This is a genomic window from Vibrio sp. 1-1(7) (genome assembly GCF_013048485.1).
Taxonomy (GTDB): domain Bacteria; phylum Pseudomonadota; class Gammaproteobacteria; order Enterobacterales; family Vibrionaceae; genus Vibrio; species Vibrio fujianensis.
The window spans coordinates 1-6,178 of record NZ_VHSP01000014.1 but is presented as its reverse complement, the minus strand read 5'-3'; the positions used below and the strand labels follow the sequence as shown (position 1 = coordinate 6,178).

Genomic DNA, 6,178 nt, shown 5'->3' with positions numbered 1-6,178 from the left:
AGGTTTGAACCCATTTGTTTACGCTAGTGCGGCTCACTTTTAGGTATTTGGCAATTTGTGTTCGAGATTGTCCATCTTTGAAATGAGCAAGAGCCAGTAATCTCATTTTCATCTGAATGGATTTTTGTTGACTGGCGAGCTTTTTAAAGTTGATATTATTAAGGCTATTCATGATGAATGACGGTAGTAGTTAAATAGCCTTAATTAGATCATATTTTTATTTAGATTGGTATAACCCTGGTGAGTAGGGAGGAAGCTTGATCACGCTGATATTATGGAAGTGATCGGCAATATCGCAGGTATGCTAGCTTGCGCCATCCATAGCGACCACCGCATGACGACCTTTTTCTATCCAAACAACTTGGAGTTGCAGGTAGTCGGCAAGTGAGTAAATCCATCCTGATATTGAATGGAGTTAATTAGATCATCTATTTATTTAGATTGTATTAAAGGATTTGCTTTAATACTCTATCGGCTTTCACTCGAGTGACTCTTCTTATCAACTTCTGTACGGTATCTGGATAATTGTCTAGTTTTTCTATTTGTTTATAGGTGCAAACTAACTGTGTATGCTGCAGAATATTTTCCATCTCTTGTTCAAATTTTGCGGTGAGATGTTGGTTTTCATCTTTAATTAGAATGGCGTTTTCTAAATCGAGTTTCCACGCTCGAGGATTCAGATTATTCCCTGTAATTAACATATAGCGCTTATCAACCCAAATTCCTTTCAGATGGAAGCTATTATCCGCATCTTTCCATAAATGTATGGATAATTTTCGGCTAGCAATATTGGCTTCATTAATTTTGGCAAATCTACGTAGATTTAGCTCGTATAAATAGGGAAGCCCACCGATGGTTTTGAATGTCTCTTGCGGTGGAATGTAGAAATCATTGGCTGTTTTATCGCCTACAATCAAATGAACACTAACACCACGTTTAAGGGCTTTTTTTACTTCTTTCGCCACAGACTTAGGAAAGTTAAAATAAGGTGTACAGATGAAAATTTCTTCGTTTGCTTGGGCTATCAAATCTACAATAGTTTGATTGAGATGATTGCGACGTTTACCTATACCAACCAGTGGTGTCACCGCAACTTGACTTGAAGCTACTTTTTCCGGCTTAAAAGGGTAGTTAGCGAGTGCTAGTGCGGCTCGAAATTGTCGAATATCAAACTTTATATCTTTCGTTTTGGGTTTATTGTCACAGGCTAGATCGTTAACCGCTGGGTGCTCAAGCATTTCTCGCTGAATAAAGGTCACCATACTATCGGCAAGCGTTTTATTTTCTAGCGTATGGTAGCGGTCAAAGCGATAACGTGAATGATAATGTAAATAAACATTATTGATACTCGCTCCACTATAGATGACTTGATCATCAATAATAAAGCCTTTTAGGTGTAAGACACCAAAAACTTCTTTTCCTCGGACAGGGATACCATAAACCGGAATACAATGGCTATATTGTTTTTGTAAGGAGCAATAAAGAGCAGCGTTCCCGGTTGAATTTTGTGCACCAATTAGGCCTCTCTGAGCTCTATGCCAGTCGACACAAATAATAATATCTAACCCCGGATTACGTTGTTTGGCTTGGTAAAGCTCGGTGAGTATTTCTCTTCCGGCTTCATCATCTTCGAGATATAACGCAACAATATAGATACGTTTGCTAGCTTGACGAATGGAGTCAATAAGATGGGTTCTGAACTCTTTCGCTGAAAACAATACACGAAACTTGCTGGGGTCTTGTGCAATAGCGGGCAGTTGTTCGAATGTATTTCTACGAGCCATCATAGTGATGCTTTACCTTACGTATGTACAAAATTGCGAGCTGAGAATCTTACCAAAATAGTATAATTAAAGGCTAGAAAAGAGGCTGTTTTTTAACATAAATCATTAAATATACTGCATTGGAATGAGATTTTTTCCGTTTGACTGATATCGTTGTAACAGGGCTTGCAATTCTGTTGGTAGTTGCTCTGGTTTTAGAGCATAAAAATTGCCTTTATTATAAAAGGATGTCAGATGCGAGTATGCAAAACAATAGTCTAAATGTTTCATAATGTTTTGTTGACAATAGATTAATAATTGCTGACCGATGCCTTGCCCTCTTAGATCGCTTGCCACCGCCATGCCGGTTAATAATCGGTACTGTGCAATAGAGCGAAACCGCACGACTGCCTTTATCTCTCCTTGTTGATAAGCAGCGATAGTTAATTCGTCGCTTTTGGGTTTAGCGGTTGAGTAGTGCAGTTTGTAGAAACGTTTGATTAACGGTAACTTCACGGTTTCTATCTGTTCAAACTGTAGAGTAAGCATTTGTATCTGGCTTCATAGAGTATCTATTGTAGAATGAACTTAGGTTAATTTATTTAAAGAATGTCATGCAATTACATCATAGCGCAAATCTTCAAGCCTACCATACCTTTAATATCCAAGAATCATGTAAATGGTTAGCTATTGTTAACTCGGTTGATGAAATCATACGTATCTATCAAAATGATGAGTTAAAAAAAGAACCTAAATTAGTTCTGGGCAAAGGGAGTAATGTGCTCTTTACCGAGCCCTATCAAGGGTTAGTAATTATCAATCGTTTATCTGGAATTGATCATACAGAAGATATGCATCATCATTTTTTACATATCGCTGGTGGTGAGGATTGGCCAGCGTTGGTTGACTGGTGTATTGCGCATCGGATTGCTGGATTGGAAAACTTAGCATTGATACCTGGTTGCGCAGGCTCGGCACCAATTCAAAATATTGGTGCCTATGGTGTCGAATTTAAAGATGTCTGCCAGTATGTGGACTACTTATGTCTCAAAACCTTTCGCATTAAGCGATTAAGCCGTTCAGAATGTCAATTCGGCTATCGAGACTCTATTTTTAAACACGCGCTCAGTAATAAAGCGATTATTATCGCGGTAGGTTTAATGCTGTCTAAGTCATGGACTCCGAATCTTTCTTATGGCCCTTTAAAAAGCTTACCTGCCGATTGTTCTGCCGATGATATTTACCGTCTCGTATGTCAGGTCAGAAAAGAAAAACTCCCCGATCCGAGAGAAAGTGGTAATGCGGGTAGTTTTTTTAAGAATCCGATTATTAGCTTGGAGCGCTATCATCAGTTAAAGCGCCAATTCCCAGAGATGGTCGCTCATCCAACCAATGATGGAATGAAGGTCGCTGCAGGGTGGCTTATTGATCAAGCTGGTTTGAAAGGAAGCAGAGTCGGTGGTGCTCAAGTGCACACTAAACAGGCTTTGGTTATTGTCAATATTGCGAATGCGACATCAGATGATGTCATTCAGTTAGCGACTAAAGTTTGCCATGATGTTTTTGAAAAGTTTGGCATTGACTTAGAGCATGAAGTCCGCTTCATGGGGGCGAGAGAAGAAGTTAAACTGAGCGAATGGTCGGGAAATAATAAATGAGAGAATACAGTATAAAGTTAAGCTTATTAGATCGACTAGCTGATGGCGCATTTCATTCTGGGCAATCATTGGGCGAACAGTTGGGTATGTCTCGAGCCGCGATCAGTAAACATATTCAAGGCATTCAAGAGTGGGGGGTCGATATCTTCCGCGTGCAAGGTAAAGGTTACCAGTTGGCGGAACCTCTAACCTTATTAAATCAAAAGGTTATTCAATCTGAAGTGGAGAATACGGTTGAGCTTTGTCCTATTATTGATTCCACTAACCAGTATTTATTGGATCGCATAGGTCAATTAAACTCCGGTTCGGTTTGCCTTGCTGAATATCAGCAAAGCGGCCGAGGACGAAGAGGCCGCCAGTGGGTCTCTCCTTTTGGGGCGAACCTCTATTTCTCAATGTACTGGCGGTTAGATGCTGGTATGGCTGCTGCGGTGGGATTGAGTTTAGTCGTTGGAGTGGTTGTGGTGGAAGCGCTTGAACAAATGGGTTTTTCAGGTGTTAAGCTAAAGTGGCCAAATGATCTTTATTTTAAAGATAGAAAACTTGCAGGAATTTTAGTTGAGATGACTGGACAGGCTGGCGGAGCTGCGAACCTTGTCATTGGAATCGGTATGAACATTGCTATGCAAGAGAAAGAAAATGAAATTGATCAACCATGGACAAGTCTTGCACAAGTAAGTAAACAAAAGCGGATTGATCGTAATCAATTAGCGATACAATTGATTAAAGCGCTTAATGAAGCACTCCAACAGTATCAATATACAGGAATGCAAAATTTTGTAGAACGCTGGAATCGGTTAGATAATTTCATTGATCGCCAAGTTCGTCTCATTATCGGGCCTCAAGAAATTGTTGGAATAGAACGAGGTATTGACTCGCATGGCGGCGTGCTATTAGAAACGAAGCAAGGGATACAAAGTTATATCGGCGGAGAAATTTCGCTGCGCAAAAATGAACCGGACTTTCCAAACTAGGCTATCCAAACTAGGCTATTAGGTAAATCGGCGTTATTTGCGTAGTAACACATTCTCTACACTATGATGTAACCCCTTTCTTAAGATAAGCTGGGCTCGTTCTTTGGTTGGTAATATATTTTTTTGTAAATTTTTACCGTTAATCGATTGCCAAATATACTTTGCTTTAGCAATTGCCTCTGCTTCACTCAGCTGGGTATAGTGGCTAAAATAAGAGCCTGGTTTTTTAAATGCACCATGACGAAACTTCATAAAACGTTCCACGTACCACTTTTCGATCATCTCAGCGTCGGCATCTACATAAATTGAAAAATCTAAAAAGTCAGAGATAAACACACGGTGAGGGTCGTGAGGGTAATCCATCCCACTTTGTAGTACATTTAATCCTTCTATGATCAGTACATCTGGACGATCAACAACTTTCAACTCATCAGTAATATCATACGTAAGATGTGAATAGATCGGAGCGGTCACATTCGGCTGTCCAGCCTTGACTTCCGAAACAAATTCAACCAAGCGACGAATATCATAAGATTCAGGAAAGCCCTTTTTATGCATGATGTTGCGTTCATGTAGAATTTTATTAGGATATAAAAAACCATCGGTAGTAATCAGCTCGACTTTGGGATGATTGTCCCACCGAGACAGTAACGCGCGTAATAATCGTGCTGTTGTGCTTTTCCCTACCGCAACACTGCCAGCAATACCAATAATAAAGGGAGGGGCTTTTTCTGCATTACCGAGAAATTGGTTGAGCACCGTATTGCGACTTTGTCGAGCGGCTACATAAAGATTTAATAACCGTGCTAGCGGAAGATAAATCTCTACCGCCTCTTTCATCGTTAAACTTTCGTTAATACCTTGCAATTCTTGAAGATCACTTTCTGACAGTGTCATAGGCACTGAGTTACGTAGCTCAGCCCACTGGTGACGAGCAAAAGACAGATACGGACTCATAAATGTTTAATCGTATTATTAGAATGAGTGGGGAACATACAATATGCAGCTCATCTTGCAAATGAGAAACGCAGAAGAATTAGCGATTAAACTAAAAAATGTCTAAAAAAACAGCGAATAAATAAAAATAGAGTGAAAATTAATTTTTTTTCTAGATTAGGGTTGCAAGGTTGCAGATCATTCAATAGAATGCGCCCCACTTATGCCGACTTAGCTCAGTAGGTAGAGCAACTGACTTGTAATCAGTAGGTCACCAGTTCGATTCCGGTAGTCGGCACCATTCTTTTTCGGAAGAGTGATAAATAAATTTTGGAGGGGTTCCCGAGTGGCTAAAGGGAGCAGACTGTAAATCTGCCGGCTCCGCCTTCGATGGTTCGAATCCGTCCCCCTCCACCATATTCTTAAGGAAATAGCTCACAGAGTTACGTGTTGCGGGCATCGTATAATGGCTATTACCTCAGCCTTCCAAGCTGATGATGCGGGTTCGATTCCCGCTGCCCGCTCCACTCATTTTAGAGTGCTGATATAGCTCAGGTGGTAGAGCGCATCCTTGGTAAGGATGAGGTCGGCAGTTCGAGTCTGCCTATCAGCACCAGCTCTAAGCAAACATTTCCTTTTGATATATACTTTATTATTGAATTTTTGGTTGCGTGGTCATCAATAAGAGCCACCTAAATCCGTACCTAGAGGGACAACCCATGTCTAAAGCAAAATTTGAACGTACGAAACCGCACGTAAACGTTGGTACTATCGGCCACGTTGACCACGGTAAAACCACTCTAACCGCAGCTATCTGTACTGTACTTTCAAAAGTATATGGCGGTGA

The 6,178-nt window shown here is 40.5% G+C and carries 7 protein-coding genes and 4 tRNA genes; 7 read left to right on the top strand and 4 right to left on the bottom strand.

Features of this window, described 5'->3' with window-relative positions:
* The 3 genes from FKN05_RS16320 to FKN05_RS16310 all read right to left on the bottom strand — a co-directional run.
* On the bottom strand, positions 1 to 112 hold a 112-nt coding region (locus FKN05_RS16320), incomplete at its 3' end, for a helix-turn-helix domain-containing protein (RefSeq protein WP_524540903.1).
* 334 nt (positions 113 to 446) lie between these two features.
* Positions 447 to 1,787: a CDP-diacylglycerol--serine O-phosphatidyltransferase gene (gene pssA, locus FKN05_RS16315; RefSeq protein ID WP_099609989.1), complete on the bottom strand. Its 1,341-nt coding sequence runs from the start codon at positions 1,785 to 1,787 to the stop codon at positions 447 to 449.
* Positions 1,788 to 1,889: 102 nt separating this feature from the next.
* Positions 1,890 to 2,312, bottom strand: a complete 423-nt coding sequence (locus FKN05_RS16310; protein WP_170887987.1) for a GNAT family N-acetyltransferase — start codon at positions 2,310 to 2,312, stop codon at positions 1,890 to 1,892.
* Between the two features lie 65 nt (positions 2,313 to 2,377).
* Between FKN05_RS16310 and murB the strand changes: the two genes are divergently transcribed.
* Both murB and birA read left to right on the top strand, forming a co-directional pair.
* Positions 2,378 to 3,421, top strand: a complete 1,044-nt coding sequence (murB, locus tag FKN05_RS16305) for a UDP-N-acetylmuramate dehydrogenase (RefSeq protein WP_170887985.1) — start codon at positions 2,378 to 2,380, stop codon at positions 3,419 to 3,421.
* Positions 3,418 to 4,395 (top strand): bifunctional biotin--[acetyl-CoA-carboxylase] ligase/biotin operon repressor BirA, encoded by a 978-nt coding sequence (birA, locus tag FKN05_RS16300; protein ID WP_099609991.1) that lies wholly within the window; start codon positions 3,418 to 3,420, stop codon positions 4,393 to 4,395. Before murB ends, birA begins: the two co-directional genes overlap by 4 nt.
* Positions 4,396 to 4,428: 33 nt before the next feature.
* On the opposite strand, the gene coaA is transcribed toward birA, so the two are convergent.
* A complete protein-coding gene (gene coaA, locus FKN05_RS16295; RefSeq protein ID WP_099609992.1) occupies positions 4,429 to 5,352 on the bottom strand; it encodes a type I pantothenate kinase in 924 nt (307 codons plus the stop codon).
* Between the two features lie 204 nt (positions 5,353 to 5,556).
* On the opposite strand from coaA, the gene FKN05_RS16290 reads away from it, so the two are divergent.
* From FKN05_RS16290 to FKN05_RS16270, 5 genes are all read left to right on the top strand, one after another.
* A tRNA-Thr gene (locus tag FKN05_RS16290) sits at positions 5,557 to 5,632 on the top strand.
* Positions 5,633 to 5,663: 31 nt separating this feature from the next.
* Positions 5,664 to 5,748 (top strand) — tRNA-Tyr (locus tag FKN05_RS16285).
* Positions 5,749 to 5,783: 35 nt separating this feature from the next.
* Positions 5,784 to 5,858: transfer RNA gene (locus FKN05_RS16280), tRNA-Gly, on the top strand.
* 13 nt (positions 5,859 to 5,871) lie between these two features.
* Positions 5,872 to 5,947 (top strand) — tRNA-Thr (locus FKN05_RS16275).
* Between the two features lie 103 nt (positions 5,948 to 6,050).
* Positions 6,051 to 6,178 (top strand): GTP-binding protein (locus FKN05_RS16270; protein ID WP_249339338.1); only part of this gene is annotated, 128 nt, incomplete at its 3' end.

Coding starts and splice junctions, on each gene's coding strand:
- pssA (WP_099609989.1), bottom strand. CDS start 1,787: ATGATGGCTCGTAGAAATACATTCGAACAACTGCCCGCTATTGCACAA.
- FKN05_RS16310 (WP_170887987.1), bottom strand. CDS start 2,312: ATGCTTACTCTACAGTTTGAACAGATAGAAACCGTGAAGTTACCGTTA.
- murB (WP_170887985.1), top strand. CDS start 2,378: ATGCAATTACATCATAGCGCAAATCTTCAAGCCTACCATACCTTTAAT.
- birA (WP_099609991.1), top strand. CDS start 3,418: ATGAGAGAATACAGTATAAAGTTAAGCTTATTAGATCGACTAGCTGAT.
- coaA (WP_099609992.1), bottom strand. CDS start 5,352: ATGAGTCCGTATCTGTCTTTTGCTCGTCACCAGTGGGCTGAGCTACGT.